Annotated in this window: 20 protein-coding genes; 5 read left to right on the forward strand and 15 right to left on the reverse strand. The window is 71.3% G+C overall.

Annotation, left to right across the window (positions count from 1 at the left end; translation table 11 throughout):
* Positions 1-13 precede the first annotated feature (13 nt).
* The 3 genes from VG502_RS13490 to VG502_RS13500 form a co-directional block, all read right to left on the reverse strand.
* Positions 14-220: a Trm112 family protein gene (locus tag VG502_RS13490; RefSeq protein WP_325550580.1), complete on the reverse strand. Its 207-nt coding sequence runs from the start codon at positions 218-220 to the stop codon at positions 14-16.
* Positions 221-287: 67 nt separating this feature from the next.
* Complete coding sequence (locus VG502_RS13495; protein WP_325550581.1) at positions 288-1,709, reverse strand: phosphomannomutase/phosphoglucomutase; 1,422 nt, start codon at positions 1,707-1,709, stop codon at positions 288-290.
* A gap of 11 nt (positions 1,710-1,720) precedes the next feature.
* Positions 1,721-2,083: a DUF3499 domain-containing protein gene (locus VG502_RS13500; protein ID WP_325550582.1), complete on the reverse strand. Its 363-nt coding sequence runs from the start codon at positions 2,081-2,083 to the stop codon at positions 1,721-1,723.
* 96 nt (positions 2,084-2,179) lie between these two features.
* On the opposite strand from VG502_RS13500, the gene VG502_RS13505 reads away from it, so the two are divergent.
* Positions 2,180-2,566 (forward strand): metallopeptidase family protein, encoded by a 387-nt coding sequence (locus tag VG502_RS13505; protein ID WP_325550583.1) that lies wholly within the window; start codon positions 2,180-2,182, stop codon positions 2,564-2,566.
* Entirely contained in the window at positions 2,566-3,396 is an 831-nt protein-coding gene (locus tag VG502_RS13510) for an SDR family oxidoreductase (RefSeq protein WP_325550584.1), read from the forward strand. The genes VG502_RS13505 and VG502_RS13510 overlap by 1 nt, the downstream gene beginning before the upstream one ends.
* Positions 3,397-3,408: 12 nt before the next feature.
* Here VG502_RS13510 and VG502_RS13515 read toward each other — a convergent pair whose 3' ends face one another.
* Genes VG502_RS13515 through VG502_RS13525 form a run of 3 tightly spaced genes read right to left on the reverse strand, consistent with a single transcriptional unit; the run spans position 3,409 to position 8,341 of the window.
* Positions 3,409-4,821: a DUF5719 family protein gene (locus VG502_RS13515; protein WP_325550585.1), complete on the reverse strand. Its 1,413-nt coding sequence runs from the start codon at positions 4,819-4,821 to the stop codon at positions 3,409-3,411.
* Entirely contained in the window at positions 4,818-8,021 is a 3,204-nt protein-coding gene (locus VG502_RS13520; RefSeq protein WP_325550586.1) for a glycosyltransferase family 2 protein, read from the reverse strand. Before VG502_RS13520 ends, VG502_RS13515 begins: the two co-directional genes overlap by 4 nt.
* A gap of 56 nt (positions 8,022-8,077) precedes the next feature.
* The gene (locus tag VG502_RS13525; protein ID WP_325550587.1) at positions 8,078-8,341 is read right to left on the reverse strand and encodes a WhiB family transcriptional regulator; all 264 of its coding nucleotides are present in this window, start codon (positions 8,339-8,341) and stop codon (positions 8,078-8,080) included.
* A gap of 160 nt (positions 8,342-8,501) precedes the next feature.
* Here VG502_RS13525 and cofD point away from each other — a divergent pair, with 160 nt between their 5' ends.
* Entirely contained in the window at positions 8,502-9,473 is a 972-nt protein-coding gene (gene cofD, locus VG502_RS13530; RefSeq protein WP_325550588.1) for a 2-phospho-L-lactate transferase, read from the forward strand.
* Between the two features lie 10 nt (positions 9,474-9,483).
* Positions 9,484-10,515 (forward strand): coenzyme F420-0:L-glutamate ligase, encoded by a 1,032-nt coding sequence (locus VG502_RS13535; protein WP_325550589.1) that lies wholly within the window; start codon positions 9,484-9,486, stop codon positions 10,513-10,515.
* On the opposite strand, the gene VG502_RS13540 is transcribed toward VG502_RS13535, so the two are convergent.
* From VG502_RS13540 to VG502_RS13555, 4 genes are read right to left on the reverse strand one after another with little or no spacing between them, the layout of a single operon-like run.
* Positions 10,508-11,446, reverse strand: coding sequence for a DNA-3-methyladenine glycosylase family protein (locus VG502_RS13540; RefSeq protein ID WP_325550590.1), 939 nt, complete (start codon positions 11,444-11,446; stop codon positions 10,508-10,510). The two genes, VG502_RS13535 and VG502_RS13540, sit on opposite strands and share 8 nt — an antisense overlap.
* A complete protein-coding gene (locus tag VG502_RS13545; protein WP_325550591.1) occupies positions 11,443-12,189 on the reverse strand; it encodes a hypothetical protein in 747 nt (248 codons plus the stop codon). Before VG502_RS13545 ends, VG502_RS13540 begins: the two co-directional genes overlap by 4 nt.
* Before the next feature lie 9 nt (positions 12,190-12,198).
* Complete coding sequence (locus tag VG502_RS13550; RefSeq protein WP_325550592.1) at positions 12,199-13,149, reverse strand: hypothetical protein; 951 nt, start codon at positions 13,147-13,149, stop codon at positions 12,199-12,201.
* A gap of 1 nt (position 13,150) precedes the next feature.
* Positions 13,151-14,050, reverse strand: a complete 900-nt coding sequence (locus VG502_RS13555) for a glycosyltransferase family 2 protein (protein ID WP_325550593.1) — start codon at positions 14,048-14,050, stop codon at positions 13,151-13,153.
* Between the two features lie 203 nt (positions 14,051-14,253).
* Between VG502_RS13555 and VG502_RS13560 the strand changes: the two genes are divergently transcribed.
* A complete protein-coding gene (locus VG502_RS13560) occupies positions 14,254-15,117 on the forward strand; it encodes an AraC family transcriptional regulator (RefSeq protein ID WP_325550594.1) in 864 nt (287 codons plus the stop codon).
* Here VG502_RS13560 and VG502_RS13565 read toward each other — a convergent pair.
* The 5 genes from VG502_RS13565 to VG502_RS13585 are packed head-to-tail and all read right to left on the reverse strand — an operon-like array spanning position 15,018 to position 18,951.
* Positions 15,018-16,229, reverse strand: a complete 1,212-nt coding sequence (locus tag VG502_RS13565; RefSeq protein WP_325550595.1) for an MFS transporter — start codon at positions 16,227-16,229, stop codon at positions 15,018-15,020. The two genes, VG502_RS13560 and VG502_RS13565, sit on opposite strands and share 100 nt — an antisense overlap.
* A 51-nt stretch (positions 16,230-16,280) precedes the next feature.
* Positions 16,281-16,733, reverse strand: coding sequence for a hypothetical protein (locus VG502_RS13570; RefSeq protein ID WP_325550596.1), 453 nt, complete (start codon positions 16,731-16,733; stop codon positions 16,281-16,283).
* Position 16,734: 1 nt separating this feature from the next.
* Complete coding sequence (locus VG502_RS13575; RefSeq protein ID WP_325550597.1) at positions 16,735-17,493, reverse strand: SDR family NAD(P)-dependent oxidoreductase; 759 nt, start codon at positions 17,491-17,493, stop codon at positions 16,735-16,737.
* Positions 17,486-18,703, reverse strand: a complete 1,218-nt coding sequence (locus tag VG502_RS13580) for a class I adenylate-forming enzyme family protein (protein ID WP_325550598.1) — start codon at positions 18,701-18,703, stop codon at positions 17,486-17,488. The genes VG502_RS13575 and VG502_RS13580 overlap by 8 nt, the downstream gene beginning before the upstream one ends.
* Positions 18,700-18,951, reverse strand: coding sequence for an acyl carrier protein (locus VG502_RS13585; RefSeq protein WP_325550599.1), 252 nt, complete (start codon positions 18,949-18,951; stop codon positions 18,700-18,702). Before VG502_RS13585 ends, VG502_RS13580 begins: the two co-directional genes overlap by 4 nt.
* Between the last annotated feature and the right edge of the window lie 105 nt (positions 18,952-19,056).

Genomic DNA, 19,056 nt, shown 5'->3' on the forward strand with positions numbered 1-19,056 from the left:
CGCAGACGATGAATCAGGCTGTGAAGACTCGGGACTCGTCCGCGAGCAACACCGGCACTCCACCGTCGATGCGGTAGGCACGCCGTTGCCCCGGTCCGCCGCAGTCGGCGACGCACTGCAGCTCGGGTGACCCGTCGGGCCCGGTGGCGTCGACCAGCTCGTGCAACCCGACGGGGCAACGCAGGATCTCGCGGAGCCAGGGGTCAATGGTGGTGCTCATGACAACTCCCTCGTCCCTCGGGCGTCGTCATTCGCCCTGAGTTCGATTGGTCGCTCGCTTCGCTCGCTCATGCGTGGTTCTCCTCACGGATCTGCTGCAGGGCGCCGTCGCGCACGGTCTCCATCGTCGCACGGTCCGCGGCTTCGACGTTGAGGCGCAGCAATGGTTCGGTGTTGCTCGCGCGGACGTTGAGCCACCACATCGGCTCACCGACGTGGGTGATCGTCAGCCCGTCCAGCGTGTCCTGCTCGACCTCACCCTGCTGCCGCGCCCAGTCACTCACGCGTTCGGTGGCCGCCGCGCCGTCCGTCACGCGCGAGTTGATCTCGCCCGAGGCGACATACCGGCTGTATGACGCAGCCAGCTCCGACAGGGGCCGGTCCTGTTCACCGAGGGCCGCGAGCACGTGCATCGCGGCGAGCATCCCGGTGTCGGCGAACCAGAAGTCGCGGAAGTAGTAGTGCGCGGAGTGTTCCCCACCGAAAATCGCCTGGTGCGAGGCCATTTCGGCCTTGATGAACGAGTGGCCCACGCGGGTGCGGACCGGTTCGCCGCCGTGCTCGGCGATGATCTCGGGCACGCCACGGGAGGAGATCAGGTTGTAGACGACCGGGACCCCGGCGCCGGCACGCGCGATCTCCCGGGTCGCGACAAGAGCCGTGACCGCCGACGGGCTGACCGGCTCGCCGCGTTCGTCGATCACGAAACAGCGGTCGGCGTCGCCGTCGAAGGCGAGGCCGATGTCGGCTCCGTGCTCGACGACCGCGCGTTGCAGGTCCCGCAGGTTCTCCGGCTCCAGCGGATTGGCCTCGTGGTTGGGGAACGTGCCGTCCAACTCGAAGTAGAGGGGCACGACCTCGAGCGGCAGCTGCGGCAACCCCGCTCCGGTGTCGAGCACCGCGGGCACGGTGTGCCCACCCATGCCGTTGCCGGCGTCGACCACGACCTTCAGCGCGCGACCGTCCGACAGGTCGACCAGGTCGCGCAGGAACCTCGCGTAGTCACTCAGCAGGTCCTCGCGAGTGATCCTCCCGGCTTCGATGTCCCCGGGTGCCTCGGCCGGGTCGTCCAGGCTCGCCTGCGCGAGCTCGGTGATCTGCGCGAGGCCGGTCTCCCGACTGACCGGGCGAGCGCCCGACCGGCACAGCTTGATGCCGTTGTACTGGGCCGGATTGTGGCTTGCCGTGAACATCGCACCGGGCAGGTCGAGCGCACCGCTCGCGTAGTAGAGGCCGTCGGTCGAACACAACCCGATCTGCACCACATCCAGGCCGATCGAGGCCGCACCGCGGGCGAACGCGTCGGCGAGTGCAGGCGAGCTGGGGCGCATGTCATGACCCACGACGACCGCGGTCGCTCCATCCGGGACTGCGACCACCTGCGCGAAGGCCGCGCCGATCGCGAAGGCCACGTCGTCGTTCAGTTGCTCGGGCACGAGGCCGCGAACGTCATACGCCTTGCAGAAGTCGGCGAGTCGGGGCGAGGTCACAAAGGACGAGCCTACCGGGACGAATCCAGGCCCCGCAGCACGGTCAGCACCGGCCGGCCGGCCTCGGTGGGCGGTGTCTCGGGCGCGGGCGGCGGAGCTGCCGCAGCGCGCACCGCGTCGGCGAGCGCGAGCAGGTCATCGGGAGTGGGCTCCGGCTCGGACAGGTCGATGGCGAGGCGCACGACGTTCCAGCCGCGCGGGGCGGTCAGCCGTGTCGTGTGATCGGCGCACAGGTCGTAGGTGTGCGGCTCCGCGTAGGTCGCCAGCGGTCCGAGAACGGCGGTCTGATCCGCGTGCACATAGGTGAGGGTCGCGACCGCGGCGGCCTTGCAGGCGGTGCGGGAACACAGGCGCTTCACTCTCGGACCAGTCACGGTGCTCGACTCTAGGACACCGCGACCTCCCGTGGCAGGTCGGCACGCCGCCGAGCTGTCGGATCGAAATCGGTTGAGCCGATTAGAGTCGTGGTCATGAGCGTCGATCGGCACGGCCGCGGATTTCGCGGTCCCCTGGCATGGCCGCCGGTGCCGGCCATGCGCAGCAGATCGGCCCAGTTCGACGAGCTGGTCCTGGACGGCGTGGAGAATCTCGAGCGGCGGCTGAAGCGCAGCCTCGACAGCATCGAGTTCGCCGTCGAGGACGTGCCGTCGACCGATCCCCCGCCCTGGGAGGCCGACCTCGCCCTCGGGCGTGCCCACCCGGCGCAGCGCGGCCGCGCCGCCCGTGTGGTGCTCTACCGCCGCCCGATCGAGTCGCGCGCGACGGAGGACGCCGACCTCACCGACCTGGTGTGGGAGGTCCTTGCCGAGCAGGTCGCGCACGTGATCGGCATACATCCCGACGACCTGGAGGACTGATGGCACGGGCCACCGACCCACCACCGTTGATCCCGGGCCTGCCCGGGGTCACCCGCCCGCCGGTTCTGGTCACCGGCGGCACCGGCACGATCGGCTCGCAGGTCGTGCTCGAGCTGCTCCGATCCGGTGTCGCCGCAAAGGTTCTGACGCGTATGCCGGGGCACGGCACGACCGGTGGCGAGGAGATCGAAGGTGACCTCGCGACCGGTGCCGGACTCGCCGAAGCCGTCGACGGGGTGCAGTCGGTGATCCACTGCGCGAGCAACGCCGCGCACAGCCAGGACGTCGACATCGACGGCACCGCGCGGCTGTGCGACGCGTTGGCCGAACACAATCCCGAGGCCCGCCTGATCCACGTGTCGATCATCGGTTGCTGGGAGAACCCGCTGCCCTACTACCGGGCCAAGGCCGCCGCCGAGACCGCCGTCACCAGCTCGGGTCGCAGCCACGTCATCGTGCGCGCGACCCAGGTGCACGAGCTGGTGCACCGACTGGTGGGCACGCAGTTCGCGGGATTCGGTGTCGGCATGCGCGGGCTGCGTTTCGCACCGATTGATTCTCGTTGGCTGGCAAAGCAATTGGTCGATCATGCGCTTGACGAGTCGCTGTCGGTTGCAACCGCGGAGTATGCCGGGCCGGAGATCCTCACCGCGCGGGAGCTGGCCGTGCTGACCGCGCACGTCGAAGGACGACGCACCCCACGTCAGGTGCGGCTGCCGGCGGTGGGCGGCACGATGCGCCGCTTCGCCGAGGGTTCCAACCTGCCGGGTCCGAATGCGGTCCGGGGCGGCGCGACCTACGCACAGTGGTTGTCCGAACAGCGAGCCTGACGCCGCTCGGCTTCAGCCGCGTGCGGCGACCAGTCGCTTCGTGGACTGGCTCAGCGGTGTCTGCTGCAACGGCACCGTGGCGAGCAGTCCGGCATTGTCGCGGCTACCGCCGATCGTCACGGCAGCATGCAGCGCACCACCCGGCGCGGGTCGCACCCACACGGCGACCGCGCCCTTGACGCCGACCACAACCGGGCGATCTGCAGGAATACCAACGGTTTTGGTCTCCGCACCCGATGCCGTCACCGTGACGATGTCGGCCTTGGTCCGCGTGGGTGCGGTCAGCATGAGCGACGTCGAGCGGCCGGGTATGCCGGTCGGCAGGGCGATGCCGGCGGGTCCCTTGGTGGCTTCCACCGCCGGCGACCACGCCAGGTCGGTCGTCCCCGAACTCGCGGTGCGACTCATCGCCGCAGCGACGACCGGGACGTCACCGGTCACCTGCACGTCGTAGCCGCCCGCGGTGAGACCGGTCAGTCGCACGGCCTCGGAGGCCCCCGCCGCGACAGTCGAGACCTTGTCGAACACGACGTCACCGGAGGGGCTGACCGCACGCACCCGCACGATGCCCTCGTCCTTGCCGGGCACGGCGACGCGAACCTCAGGTGCCGCACCAGTCGCCGAAACCGCAGGAATGTCAAGCTTTTTCGCGGGTATGACAGGCGAACTCGTCGTGTCCTCACCGACCGGTATCTCACCGTCGAGCCAGGAGTCGGTCAACGAGGCCGACACTCCCGCCCCGGTCGCCGTGACGTGCACGGCAGCGGACGCCAGGGACTTGCCGAAGTCGCCGAGCACCAGAGTCTTGCGCTCGCCGGGCGCCAACACCGTGCCCTTGACGGTCGCGTCCGAGTCGACACCATCGGCGCCGACCACCGTGGCGTTGACCGTGCTGGCGGTGGCCCCGGTGTTGACCAGGGTCAGGCGGGCGATCCGCCCGGGGGCATCGCCACCGCCGAAGTACCAGCCGTCCTGGACCGGCGAGCCGCAGGGCGAGACGGCCAGTCCTCGCGCGGTGACACGATCGTCGAGTTGGGTCTGGGTCGCGACGAGTCCGGTGGCGAGGCCGCCCTTGCCGACGACGCTGCTCGCGGCCCCGGCGGGCAGTGCTCCGTCGGTCGCCGCGCCACGCACCAGGTCCAACCGTCGGGCGTCCTTGCCGGTCAGGCTGACCGACCCGCTCGTCGCCCGCGCCGCCAGCCAGGCGGCAGGGGCGGATGCGACCTGCACGTGGCCGGCCGTCTCGGCTCCGGTGCACGACAGGGAGACGTCGCTCAGCGTGCTGGACGTCGAGTCGGCCGCGACCTGCCGCACGTCCGCCGGACGGGTCGCGTCGGCCGTGTCGGTCGCCTGGGTGGCTCCCCACACGAGACCGGCACCTGCGGCGACGGCGACGGTCGCGCGGATGGCTCCGAAGACCTTCACAGCGTCCTCCGTGACCGGCGGTTGCCGAAGGGGATCGCGAGGAAGAGCAGGAGGGCGGCGAGCGCACCCTGGCCGAGCGCGACGCGCGGGTGCTGGACGCCGGGGTCGATCGACAGGCGGCCACCGGAGGCGGGCATCGGGTAGGCGAGCCGACCGTCGGCCGCCACCGGCTGCACCCGGTGCCCGTCGACGGTGACCGTCCCGTGGTGTCGCCAGCCGACGCCTTCGGCGATGACGAGTTCGCGGCCGGCAGGTCCGGCGGGGATCCGGGTCTTGGACCGGGCGTGCGCCACGGTGGACGGCACGGCGTCGAGGGCTTGGCCGTCGCGCTCCAGCCAGGCCCGGCTGCTCGCCACGACAGCGGCCCCACCCTCGGCGGTGGCGGGGTCGACGCGCCATACGGCTGCGCGGGACGCCTGGGAGATCCGGGTCAGCCCTGCCACGCTCTGCAGCCGGTCGGTGATCGCGGAGCGTGCGCCGGGGCCGTCGACGAGGACGAACCCGACTGCCAGCGCACGCAATTGCTCGGTGGCCGCGTCGGCCTGGTCGGGTTGCAGCAGGTCGGTCGCGGCGAGTGCCGTCCGGGAGCCGCCGCTGGGCACCGGCTGGCGCAGCCCGGTCGCCGGAGGACCGGTCTCGCGACCACTCAACCGGTAGGTGACCGTGCCGGACTTCGAGACGGTGAGTCTCAGCAGCCGGACAGCGCTCGGACCGGTGAGCTGTGTGCTGACCACGCTGGGCGTGTCGGCGGGTGCCGGCCGCAACGACTCCGTGGGCTGCGCCTGCCATGCGGCGAGGCCGGCGATGGCTGCGAAGACGACACATGCGGCGGCGGTGACACCGACGGCCAGCCGGTGCGCGAGGCGGGGAGCGCGTGCGGAGCGCTCCGCGAGCAGGCCACGCAGGCCGAGCAGTGCGGCACCGATCAGCGCCGCGGCGAACACGTCGAGGCCGATGCCCGCCCAGGGTGTGCGCACACCGTCGGACCACTGCACCAGATGCAGGTGCCCCGCGGCGAGACCGGCGCCCAGGCCGAGCAACCCGACCAGCGCGAGCCCGGTCGATGCCTTGCCGAAGCCGGACCGGAGCAGCCCGGCCACACCGAGCGCGAGCAGCGGGACACCGGCCCACACCGTGTAGGAACCGGCACCACCGGGATGCAACAGCAGCAGATGCCAGACCGGCGTCGCGTGCACCGTGTCGAGAGTGCCCGGGCCGGCGAGCACGGCACGCCAGTCGTCGAGCAGGTCGCGCGTCCACCAGCCCAGCACCAGCCACGGCAGCACCGCGACGGCGAGGCCACGCAGCCGCGCCCACCCGGGTCCGATGACGGCCACCGCGAGCGCGACCACCGAAGTCACGATCAGCAGGGCCGGAACGAGCGATCCGACGACCGCCGCGACCAGCACCGTGCCGCAGGTGACCGGGACACTGGCCCGGCGGCGACCGATCTCGAAGGCACCGGCGATCGCGAGCGGGAAGAGGATGTGCGCCACCACGGGGCCCAGCCGGCCACCGGCGACCGCGGTGGTGAGCGTCGGCAAGGTCGCCCAGGCCAATGCTGCGGCGGCGCGCGGCCAGCGCGCATGGGTGGCGATGCGCCCCGCCCGGTAGGCGACCAAGCCGGACAACGGCATGGCCAGCACCAGCAGCCAGGTGACCACCGCGGCGGCCGAGGCCGCGCCGTCGACGCCGGGGAGCTGTTGGGCCACCCAGGCCAGCGGCGCGAGCAGCACGAGGTATGGCGTGGCGGCCCCCGCCTCACCGAGGCCGGGCCCGGTCCAGGCGTCGCGCCACATCCGCCATACGCCGGAGGCATCGGTCGTGAAGGGCTGCAGTGCACCACCGGTCAGGCCGTTGCCGGTGCCGCGCACGGCACCGCCGGTGATGAGGTCGCGCCAGCAGACACCGGCGGCGACCAGCAGCACCAGGAACACCCACAGGCCGGGGTTGCGCAGCACACCGGTGCGACCGGCGACGGGCGTCAGCCCCGAGGGCATCGACTCGGCGTCATCGTCCACCGGACCCGTCTCGACCGGCTCGGTCACGGGTATGTCGCGCCGTGTTGCCTCGGGAGTGATCGCGTCGCCGATCGTTCCGACGGCGTGCTCCATCGCGCCGCGCCACGGCACGAAGATGTTGCGCAGATTGCGCCGCCGGGTGCTGGCGCGGCCGATGAATCGCCACCGCGCGCCGATGATCCGGAGCAGGCCGAACGGTGCTGTCGCCTGGGCGAATTCGGCCAGTGAGCGCCGGGGTCGCTTCAGCAGCAGCGTGAGCAGCCCGAGGAACGCGCTGCTCAGGAAGACCCACAGGGCCATGAACGGCAGGCCGAGCAGCGAGCACCGCGCGAGCGCGACCTGCCGGTGCCGGCGCAGGGTGCGCGGGCTGCGGGGCGCCGGGCGGTCGACGTCGCTGTCCTTGCCGACGAGGTCCTGGTGGACCCGCGCGCTGGGGACGACGACGACCTGGCGGCCGACGAGGTGGGCGCGCCAGGAGACGTCCAGCCCGTCGCCGTCACCGTCGAATGCGGGGTCGAACCCGCCGAGGCTGAGGTAGACGTCACGCCGGATCAGCATGCCAGCGCTGCTGACACCGAGGACGTCGCGGCGATCGTCGTGCTGGCCCTGGTCGGGCTCACCCTGCATCCGCGAGCCGACGTGCCGGCCGGTGCGGGTCACGTCGATGCCGACGTTGACCAGCCGGGTCGGGTTGTCGCTGTCGAGCACCTTGCAGCCGGCGATGCCGATGCGGTCGCTGCCGGCCACGACGGTCGTGAGCTCCGCGAGGGCTTCCGGATCGGGGGCGCTGTCCTCGTGCAGCAGCCAGAGCCACTCGTCGCGGTCGCGGGGGCGGACCGGTCGCTTGCGCGCGCGGCGACGCGGGCGCAGCGCGACCACGGCGTCCTCGCCCGGGTCGGGCAGCGCGGTCACCGCGGTGTCGACGATCTCGGCGAACGGCGTGCCCGGGGGCACGGTCACCACGGAGATCGCCCAGTCGGCGGCGCCGATCTCGGGGGTGTCCGCGAGCATCCCGGGCAGGTCGCGCCCCGGAGTCGCATCGATCACGATCAGCCGGTCCGGCAGCTGGGAGGAGGCGGCCAGCGCCTGCAGGGTCTCGGAGAGTCGTGGGTGGTCACTGTGCTGCACCACGAGCAGCGCGGTGACGGCGAGCGCGACGCTGCCGTCATCGGTCGCCAAGAACCCGGCACTGGTCAGCTCGGCTGCGTGCCGGGTGGGCCGGGCTTGTGTCGTGGTCAGACTGCCCGCTTCTTCAGCTTGCGGCGCTCCCGCTCGGACAAACCGCCCCAGATCCCGAAGCGTTCGTCGTGCGCGAGGGCGTATTCGAGGCACTCGGACTTGACGTCACACCCGATGCAGACCTTCTTGGCCTCACGGGTGGACCCGCCCTTCTCGGGGAAGAACGCCTCGGGGTCGGTCTGTGCGCACAGCGCACGTTCCTGCCACGAAAGCGCTGTCTCTTCTTCTTCCTGCTCGAGCCCCTCGTGCAAGAGGGTCAAAACTGTGAACTCCTGCACGGCTCCTCCTCATTGTCGGTATGACCTGACGACCTAATTACACGCGTGTCATTCCGATACGTCAAGCCCGCGACCTGCTAACTACCGTTCGCAGACTTCCGCACGGTGCAAGGGTTTTCGCCGAGCATGCGACCATTGGTCAATGCGCATCACCGCTCTCGCCGGAGGTGTCGGCGGTGCCCGATTCCTGCGCGGCCTCCTGCACCACCTGTCCGGCCGCTCCGACGGCCCGCATACGCTGACCGTCATCGGCAACACCGGCGACGACATCTCGCTCTTCGGGCTGCGCGTCTGCCCCGATCTCGACACGCTGCTCTACACCCTGGGCGGCGGCGTCCACGAGGCGCAGGGCTGGGGCCGCGCCGACGAGACCTTCGCGGTGCAGGGCGAGCTCGCGGCATACGGCGCCCAGCCCCAGTGGTTCGGCCTCGGCGACCGCGACTTCGGCACGCACATCGCCCGCAGCCAGTGGCTCGGTCAGGGTATGACGCTCAGCGCCGTCGTCGAACGCCTCGCACAGCGCTGGAAGCTGCCGGAGCAGGGCGTGACGCTGCTGCCGATGACCGACACCCCCGTCGAGACGCATGTCGTGATCGAGGACGAGGACGGCTCCGAGCGCGCCATCCACTTCCAGCAGTGGTGGGTGCAGCACCAGGCCGCGCTGCCCGCCAAGCGCTTCGTCGTCGCGGGGCTCAACCAGGCCGCCGCCGCACCCGGCGTGCTCGACGCGATCCGCACCGCCGACCTGATCCTGCTGCCGCCGAGCAACCCCGTCGTGTCGATCGGCATCATCCTGTCCGTGCCCGGCGTGCGCGACGCGATGCGCGGCACCACGGCTCCCGTGGTCGGCGTCAGCCCGCTGGTCGGCGGCGCCCCGGTGCGTGGCCATGCGGACGCCTGCCTGTCCGCCATCGGTGTGCCCGTCACTCCGGACGGCGTGGCCGGCCTGTATGCCGACTTCCTGGACGGGTGGCTGGTCGACAAGGCCGACGAGGCCTCGATGACCGGCACCGAGCCCGCCATCCGGGCCATCCCCCTGCTGATGACCGACATCGAGGCAGCCGCCGAGATGGCCTCTGAGGCAATCGAACTCGGCCTTTCGCTGCGTCGATGATCACCCGCCGATGATCACGATCCGTCCCGTTGGCTTCGACACCGAGGTCACACCGGATCTCGACCTGCCGGCCGTCCTCGCGGAACATCTGCGGCCGGTCCTCTCCCCCGGCGACGTCGTCGTGGTCACCAGCAAGATCGTCTCCAAGTGGCTCGGGCTGTATGCCGCTGCCGACGTCGACCGCGCCGAGCTGGTGCTGCAGCAGTCGCACGCGGTCGTTGCCGAGCGCGCGACCGCCGACAGCATCACCCGGGTCGTCCACGCGAGCGCCGGACCGGTGATGGCCGGAGCGGGCATCGACGCCTCCAACTCCGCGGATGAGCGGTTGCTCCTCCTGCCGGATGACGCCGACTCCGTCGCCCGCCGGCTGCGCTGCGAGTTGGCCCGATCACTAGCGCGCCCAACCGATTTCGCGGTGGTCCTGTCCGACACGTCGGGCCGCGCCTGGCGCGCCGGGCTGACCGACTTCGCCCTGGGCGCGGCCGGGCTCAACCCGCTGGACGACCTGCGCGGCCTGGCCGACACGACCGGCCGCGACCTGGCCGTCACCATCCGCAACATCGCCGACGAGGTGGCGTCCGCGGCCGATCTGGTCAAGGGCAAGGTCGACCGCGTCCCGGTCGCCGTGCTCTCCGGGCTCGGGGCATTCGTCACCGACGAGGACGGCGCAGGGGTCGCGGGCCTCGTGCGCACCGGGCCCACCGACTGGTTCGGACTGGGCCGTGCCGAGGCCGTCCGGGCCGCGCTCGGGGTCGCCCCCGGCACTCCCCTGGCTGCCGAGGTCGGCGTCGAGTCGGTCCTGGAGGAGCCGTTGCAGGACAGGGTCGCGCGCGCCCTGCGAGTCGCCCTCGCTGCCGGCGACGCCGTGGACGCAGAGCTGCCCGCCGCGGCCGGCGACGCTGTCGTCATACGGCTTCGAGGCGCGGATCCCGTTGCGCTCGGGCGGGTTTGGGCCCGCCTCGAGGTGGCGTTGGCGGGCGAGCGGCTCGGGTGCTCGGCGCGCCGCGACGGTGGCGACGACCTGCTGGTCGAGGTCACCTAGGCAGGTGCGTGGGTATGGCGAGCCGCGCTCCATGCCGCGGAGCTCCGAGACGCCCGGCCATGACGAGGTATTGGACGCGGTAGCGGTGCCCGGCATACGGGAGCAGCAGCCGGTGCAGGCCCTCGTCGTCCACCGGTGCGCCGGTCAGCGCATGACCGATGTCCTTGGCGACGTGATAGTCGCCATAGCTGACCGCATCGGCATCCCCGGCCGCACGCTGCATGGTCTCGGCAGCGGTCCACACACCGACGCCGGGCACGGATCGCAAGCGCTGCCAAGCCTTTTCACGGGGCAGCACGATGCATTCCTCGAGTCTTGGCGCGACCTGCAACACCCGCTGCACGGTGTCGGCGCGACGCCCGTCGACGCCGGCCCGCAGCCACTCCCAGGACGGGATGCGTCGCCAGGCCGCGATGTCCGGTGCGACCATCAGCCGCAATGAGCCGATCAGGTCGGCCGGACCGGGAGCGGGCTCGCCGTACCGGCGGACCAGCTGCCGGTAGGCGCCGAACGCCTGCTTGCCGGTGACGCGCTGCTCGATGATCGCCGGGATCAGGCTGTCGAGCACCAGCCGCGATCGCGCGACGCGCCAGTGCTGCTGCACCCGCGCGACGCGCCGGAGCGTGTCGTGGTGGACCTCGAAGCTGTCCGGCTCGTCGGCGGCCCCGAGCAGTTCGGGTAGACCGGCCAACAGCCACTGCGCCCCTGGCCCCCATGCCTGTGCGACGACGCGCTCGCCGTGCGGCGCGGGCTCGTGATGGAGCCGCAGCGTCCCCGGACCGTCCGGGGTGCGGGCGGTGCGCCATACGACTCCGGGCGCGGCGTGGAAGGTGGGATCGCCCGAGCCGTGGCGGTAGGTGGCCAGGATCGCGCCGAGCGGGACCGGCCGCCCGGGGGCGAAGTCGGCGGTTGCCGCGTGTGGGGCCGTCACCGCCGCCGGAAGGTGAGCAGTGCCAGGCCGAAGTTGCCGCTCTCCGCGGCCGCGACGGTGTTGGCCTGACGGCCCTCCTCGAGGGCCAGGTCACCGACGAGCGACAGGCCCTGCTCGTCGGCGCGGGCGATCAGCGAGCGCACGTCGGCGACCGCGATGCCGCCGGCGTCACGGGGGCCGAGCCGCAGCGAGACCATGATCAGCCCGCCGCGACGCAACGCGGCGGTGCCGCGTGCGAGATCCTCATCGACGGTGGCCGGGTCGCTGGAGTGCGGGTGCAACCGGACGACCAGATCGACCGAACCGGCGTCGATGTCGGTGCCGACCACATCGGGACGCATCACGTCGACCGCCAGCGGCGCGAAACCGATCTTCGTCGCCCACCGGGAGAAGACCGACCGGGGTCCGGCGGTGTCGACGACCACCGAGTGCCGGCGCCCGTCGTCGACCACCCGCAACAGGGCGGCCAGGGCGCCGAACGCGGCCCAGGCACTGGTGTCGTCGAGAGTGCGCGCGAGACCGAGACGGCGTGCCGCCTTGCGGGCGAGCCGTGCCTCGTCGCCGTCGAGCAACAGGCCGGTGCTGCGCACCCCGCTGAAATCGGCGGCGCGCAGCGAGACCTTCTGCTCGACCGGGCGTGGCAGCTTGGACGCGGTGTCCTTGGCCGCCTGCCGGGCACGACCGACCACACGTTGCACTGCAGGTGAACCGGAAAGGCGAGCTGCGGACGAGTGGACCTTCACCCTTCGACTCTAACCGGAGACGCTGACGGGCGAAGGCAGGTAGCGGGTCAACAGCCCGCGTTGCACCGGCCCCAGGGCGGTCTCGAGATGCTCCAGTCCCGGTGTGACCACCCGCGTCGTGGCCATCCCGTGCAGCGCCGCGAGGTTGAGCAGCGCGGTGCTCGTGCCCCCGATCGCTCCCGAGGCGCCGACCACGTCGGGGTTCAGCTCGGCCGGCAGGTCGCCCGCGAGCGTCTCGAAATCGCGGTACCGGGCGCGGTCCTCGGCAGGATGCGGGCACACCACCAAGCGCTTGCCGCGCCGACGGGCGGCCACGCCGATCGCCTCGATGTGCCGCAGGTACGCCGTCTCGTCGAGCACGCCGATCTCCACCCACGGCGAGCTGAGGAACACCACCCGGTCATCGAGCGGGTTCGGCCGCTGATCGCCGACGTGAGAACCGAATTCGGCTCTGATGCGCGGCTCGACGGCGTACTCGTGTTGCGCGTCATACATCGCGAACCTGGTGCTGGTCAGCCCGCGCACCGCACCTTCGACGGCCAGGGCTCGCGTCGTGGTCCACGGCTCCCGGATGCCCTGCCGGCGCCACGCGGCACGGCGGGTGCGCCAGTCGCCATACGTCCCGATGCCCTCGTCGGTGACCACGGTCCGGATCGGTCGTCGCGGCGCCGCGCGACGCAGGGTCAGCCATGCCTTGATGCCGGGTGCACCGACCGACAGGTAGGTCAGCGGCTCGTCGGGGACGTCCGCGAGCGCGGCGACCGTGTCCACGATCCGCAACCGCGCGCCGCCGGGCAGGGCGAGGAACCTGCGGATGTCGTCGGAGCCGACGTACGCCTTCCCGAGGAACCGCCCGCCCGCGAGGTAAGTCACCCGCAGCGGGCCCTCGGCCCCACGCAGGTATGCCGCAAGATGCACCAGATGCGTGCGACTGCGCACGCCGGTGATGACGAACTGCACGTCATACCACCGGCGGACGGCCCGTCCGGGCCAGCCGGCAGACCGTCCGCCACGTCATCGGGCGCCGGTCACCGGCGTCCGTGCGAACGCCTTCCACGAATCCCCCGATCCACGTACGCAGCGCCCGATGGTCATGCACCCGGACGACGGTGATGCCGGTCCAGAAGCCGAGGTAGACCGGCACCAGCACCGCCGGCAGATTCCGCTTGGCGACCCAGACCCGGTTGCGGGCGTTGGTGTGGAAGTAGACCTCGTGCCGTGCGGCGTCGGTCGCCGGGTGATGTATGACGACGGACGGCGCGTATTCGATGCGCCAGCCGACGTCGGCCAGCCGCCACGCGAGGTCGACGCCCTCGTGACCGAAGAAGAAGTGCCCCGGCCAGCCACCGACCTGCTCGAACGCCTTGCGGCGCACCAGGACCGCCGCTTCCCAGAACCACGCCGCCGGGCCGGGCCGACCGCCGCCGCGCACCTGGAAACGGGGCACCCACCGTCGTGGTGACGGCTTGCCGTCGGGATCGACACCGCGCGGTTGCACCACCGCGATCCGGTCGTCCGCGCGCATGCGCGTCGCCAGCTCGGCGATCACATCGGTCGTCGGGAGGGCCGCGTCGTCGTCATAGAAGTAGATGAACTCGCCGCGGGCCTCACGCGCCGCGACGTTCCTCCCCTCGGGGATGCCGACGTTCTCGGGCAGGTGGACGCTGCGCACCCAGTCCGGTAGTCCTTCCGGGCGCCAGCCGTTGCCCACGACCACCACATCGAGTTCGACGCCCTCCTGCGCCCGCAGGGTCTCCAGAGCGTGGCGCAACTGCGTGGGCCGGTCCCCCATGTGCAACATCGCGACACCGACGGTGGGCACCCCCGAGACTGAATCCGGTGTGCCGAGAGTGCTTTCCACCCAGTCTCTCCCTCGTCATCTCCCCATGAGGGGCTCGCGATTCGAAAGCTACGAGTCGCGCTTGAACGGAGTGGGGAGCGTTCCTGAACATCTCGACAACCCTGCTGGTGCACCGGGTGGCGGACGCGTGCCCCGGCGAGCGCCGGGAATGCGCCGTCGGCAACGTTGCTTGCATCGATATGAGCCTCGGTATGAGCAGCGGTATGAGCAGCGATCGCACCTGGCGCATCGACCGGTCGTGGAACGCCGACCTGCCCGCGGGGGCGACATTGGAGCCGAGCCGCTCGTCGCTGTGGTTGCTCGTGCGATCCGGGTCCGTCGTCCTCGGCGCTCACGACCCGGTCGAGCACCCGATCGAACTCCGCGCCGGCGATGCGGCATACGTGCATCACGCCGCGTTGCATCCGGTGCATGCCACCGACGACAGTCGCTTGCTGGTGGCGGATCTGCGAGCGCAGAGCCGGTCCGTGACGCGGCTGATGGTCGCGCGCGGCTTCGCCGGCACGCAGAGCGGCATCGTTGCGCTGCTGTCGGCCTGCCCGGTGCGCGGCGAGATGAAGATCGAGCGCCCCGGCGTCACCACTGCGTATGGCGAACTGCTCGGCTCAGCAATGCTTTCCGAGCAGGAGCGGACCATCGATGAGCGACTGCCCCGGTCGTCCGCCGATCCGGTCGTGCGCGCCGCTGCGACCGCCATGGCCGACGACCCGACCCGCAACTGGACGCTGCCCGAACTCGCGGCACTGTCCCATGTCGGCACGACGACCCTGGTCCAGCGGTTCCGCCATACGACCGGACTGGCGCCGATGCAGTTGCTGCGCCGGTTGCGGATGCGGCAGGCGATGAGCGAGCTCGCCGGCTCCGACGCGGCGGTGGCGGCCATCGCCCGGCGGTCGGGCTACGGCTCGGCCGAGGCGTTCGTGCGCGCGTTCCGTGCCGAGACCGGCCTCACGCCGGGCCGCTGGCGTCAGTCGGCGCGCGGGACCAGCCTGATCACGGCGAAGCCCACCGCGGCCAGCGTTGCGGCGACCGCCCCCACGGCCATGGCGGTCCAGACGTCCCGGTGATCGACGACCAGCCCGCCGACGATCGCACCGAGCGTGATCGCCACCTGGAACGCCGTCACCTGCAGTGAGACCGCCGACTCCACGCGCTTCGGCTCCATGCGCGACACCCACAGCTGCGTCGTCACCGGCACCATGTTGAAGCCGGTGCCCCACGCCACGACGGCCAGCGCGACCACGACCGCGGACGGATGCGCCGCCATCAGCGCCAGTCCCGTCATCAGGACCGCCGGGGCCAGCGCCACGCCCAGCCGCAACCGGGTCGACAGCCAGCCACCCAGCAGGTTGCCGGCGAGTCCCCCGAGGCCCCAGGCCAGCAACAACACCGTCACCAGCGACGGCGTCACCGCCTGCAGCGCCACCCGGATGTAGGGATATGCGGCGAAGTTGCCGAATGCGGCCAGCGCGACCATCGCCACGCCGGCCATCAGCCGGCGGTTGCCCAGGGCCTGGCGCATCATCGCCGCTCCCGCACTCGGATGGGCCGGCACCGGCGGCAGCAACCGGGCCACGGCCAGTCCGGAGACGGCCGTCACAGCGATGAGTATGACGAACACCCCGCGCCAGCCGATGCTGTCGCCGAGCACCGAGGCCAGCGGCACGCCGATGATCGTGGCGAGACTGGTCCCGAGCGACATCGCCGTCGAGATCAGCGCGGGACGACCGGTGATCTCCACCCCCACGCCGAAGGTGAACGACCAGTAGCCCGCGATCGCGATACCCAGCAGCACCCGTCCGGCGAGGAGCAGCGGCAGCGTCGGTGCGAGTGCGACGAGCACGTTGGAGATCAGCGCCAGTGCGAGCAGGCCGAGCAGCACCCGGCGGCGGTCCGCCCGCGGCAGTACGGACGCGATCGTCGGTGCGGTGATCGCCCCGGCCAGCGCGGTGGCGGCGACGGCCAGGCCGGCACGCCCCTCCGTGACGTGCAGGTCGTCGGCCAGCAACGGCAGCACGCCGGCCGGGACGAATTCGGCGCCCACCAGGACGGCCGTGCCCGTCGCCAGGACGAGGGCGATCACCGCGGGGTGCGGATCGTTCGCGGACCGGTCCTCGTGCTCAGCGGTCGTGACGGCGACGATCCCGGTCCGGGTGCCGGTCTGTTCGGTGCAGCTCATGTCCCAAGCATCCGTCCGGCACCGGCCGCGCGGTGGATCCGGTGACCCGACTCATTGATCGTGCGGCCGCGCGTCGACCCGCAGGCCACAGCACACCAGCACGTCATCGACGCGCACGTGCTTCATTCGAACCTGTCGCGCGATCGCGCCGGGCACGATGAGTCCCGGCCACTCGAGCCACGAAAGCACCGGCAGGTCAAGCAGTTTCGCGGCCACCTCGCACTGTGTCCATCGCGGCCACACGACCGCGGGGTCGGTGCTGCGGGTGCGCTTGGCGACGCGGCCGGGGACCGGTTGCGCGACCGGCTCGGCGTCGATCGCAGCCCGGCCGGCCAGGTCATCCGGGACGAGCCACGCCACTCCGCTGCCGTCCGCGAGATGCGAGCGCACGCCGGCGCCGCGCTCCCGCAGCAGCTCGCTGGGTCCGAACCGGAGGCGATCGGGCACGGCATACCGCTCGAGCAGGTCCTTGGCGGAGGCCGGTGCGCCCGTCTCAGGGTCCATCTCAGATCGAGCTGCCGCCGTCGATGGTGATCACCTGGCCGTTGAGGTTGGTGTCGTCGAAGAGCAGCGACCGCACGACGGGTGCGATGTTCGCCGGTGTCACCATCCGGCCGGACGGTGTGCGGCGCGCGATCGTCGACAGTTGCTCGGTGCCGAGCACCGACGACATGTCGGAGGCGAAGAATCCGGGTGCGACGGAGTTGACCAGGAAGCGGCCGTGCATCTCGCGGGCGAGGGTCCGCATGGCCGCGTCGAGGCCGCCCTTGGTCGCGGCGTACGTCACCAGACCGGAGTAGCCGCGCTGAGCGCAGACGGACGTGACCATGACGATGCGACCGCGGCCGGTCGTGGCCATCGCGTGCCGGATGAACGCACGGGTCAGCACCAGCGGGGCCGTGAGGTTGGTCTGGACGATCTGCCCGATGCGCTCCGGCGAGGTGTGCAGGTGCATCGAATCCTGGCCGATGGCAGCGTTGTTCACCAATGAGTCGATCGGCCCGAGGGCTGCCTTGGCGTCCTTGAGAAACGCCTTCACGCCATCCTGGTCGTTGATGTCGACCGGTGCGGCGAAGAGCCTGTCGCCATACTCCTGCTCGAGCTGCTCGATCTCCGGGGTCAGCTTCCGGGAGAACGTCGCGACCTTCGCGCCCCGTTGCAGGGTGTCCCTGACCAGCTCCAGGCCGAGGCCCTTGGTGCCGCCGGTGATCAACACGCACGAGGCGGCGGGGATCGGTTGCTGGGTCGGACTCGAGTCAGACATCGGACTTCAGGCTCTCCTTGATCGGGATCTCGGGCAGCACGCGCAGCCGGCGCGGCACGGAGTAGTCGGGCAGTTCCTCGGCACACCAGGAGGTCAGGTCGCCGGTGGTCGCCGCGGCGTCATCCGCGAGGACCACATCGGCGACGACGACCTGGCCGACCAGCGGTGCCTTGCGACCGCGCACGGCTGCCCACACGACATCGGGATGGTCCAGCAGGCGCCGGCGGACCGAGGAGCCGGATGCCTTCGAGCCGCCCACGTTGATCTCGTCGGACGCGATCCGGCCGACAATGGCCACCCGGTCATCGGACAGCTCCACCCGGTCCCCCGTGTGTATGGCGGCCGGCATCCCGTGCGCCGCGTGCGGCGAGGCGATGACCAGTTCGTCGTCCTCGACACTCAGCAGCGGCCGGTCCGGCGTCTGCCGATCCAGCCAGGACCGCGGAAAGCCCGCCCGCCCGTCGTGGACCGCGATCGCGGCACCCGCTTCGGAGGATGCATAGATCCAGGAGATCCGCGCCGCGGGGAATGCCTCGCGCAACCGGTCGAGGATGCCCTGGTCGACGGGTTCCCCGCCGAGCGTGACCTGCTCCAGAGGCAGCCGGCTGATGATGTCGCCGGAGCGCCACATCGCCTGCCGCCAGAAGGTGGGGGTGCCGGACGCCGCGGTCACACCGTGCTCGAGGGCGAGCTGGGGCCAGCTGTCGAGCTGGCCGGGCTCGAGGAAGACGATGTCCTGTCCCGGGACGGTGAGCGACAACGTGACGACCTGCCACCACGCGTAGGCGCCTGTCGTGTAAGGACACAACCAGGTGCGCGGCGGCTGTCCGCCGGTCACCGTCGTGAGCGAATCCAGTGTGTGCGCAACCTGTTTCGGTCGGCCGGTCGAGCCACTGGTGAGCAACCACAACCGGCCGACCGCGGCGTCATGGTCCGGGTCGGCACCGGACGTGGTGTCCTGGGTCACGGTCGCGAGTCCGCCGGCCCGGAACTGCGCCGCTTGGGTCGGGTCGACCCGCCGGTCGGAGGTGATCAGGGTTTCCCGGTCGCCGTCGGTCGCGTGCTGCCAGACTGCGCGCACAGCCGTCGTGTTGTCGACCGCGAGCACCGCGGAGGCACGGGGCAACTCGGGCCACGGCGGCAGGTCCGCCCAGGTGCCGGCGTACCCGCTGGTGACGATCCGGTTCCCCGCGCCGGCGGGGAGGCTCATGCCGCTTGCAGCTGGTCGATGAAGTCCAGGACGTCGCTGACGGTCTCGACCGAGCGCAGCTCGGGAGCATCGAAATTCAGCTCGGTGTCCAGCTCGTCCTCGACGCGCAGGGCCAGCTCGGAGAAGTCGAGCGACCGGAAACCGATCCCGTCCAACCGTGTGCTGTCGTCGGCCGGCAGCTCCTTGCCCTGTGCGGCGAGAACTTCACCCATCATCGTGCGCACGTGGTCACGGCTCAGACCGGACATCGGGCCTCCCTCTGCGTTTCACCGGTTGTTGTTCACCGGTTGTTGTCATTGCGGTCGCCTGGACGGCATACGTTCCAGGCGCTGGTCCTTGATCCGACGACATTG

The sequence above is a fragment of the Flexivirga sp. genome (assembly GCF_035551235.1).
Taxonomy (GTDB): Bacteria; Actinomycetota; Actinomycetes; order Actinomycetales; family Dermatophilaceae; genus Flexivirga.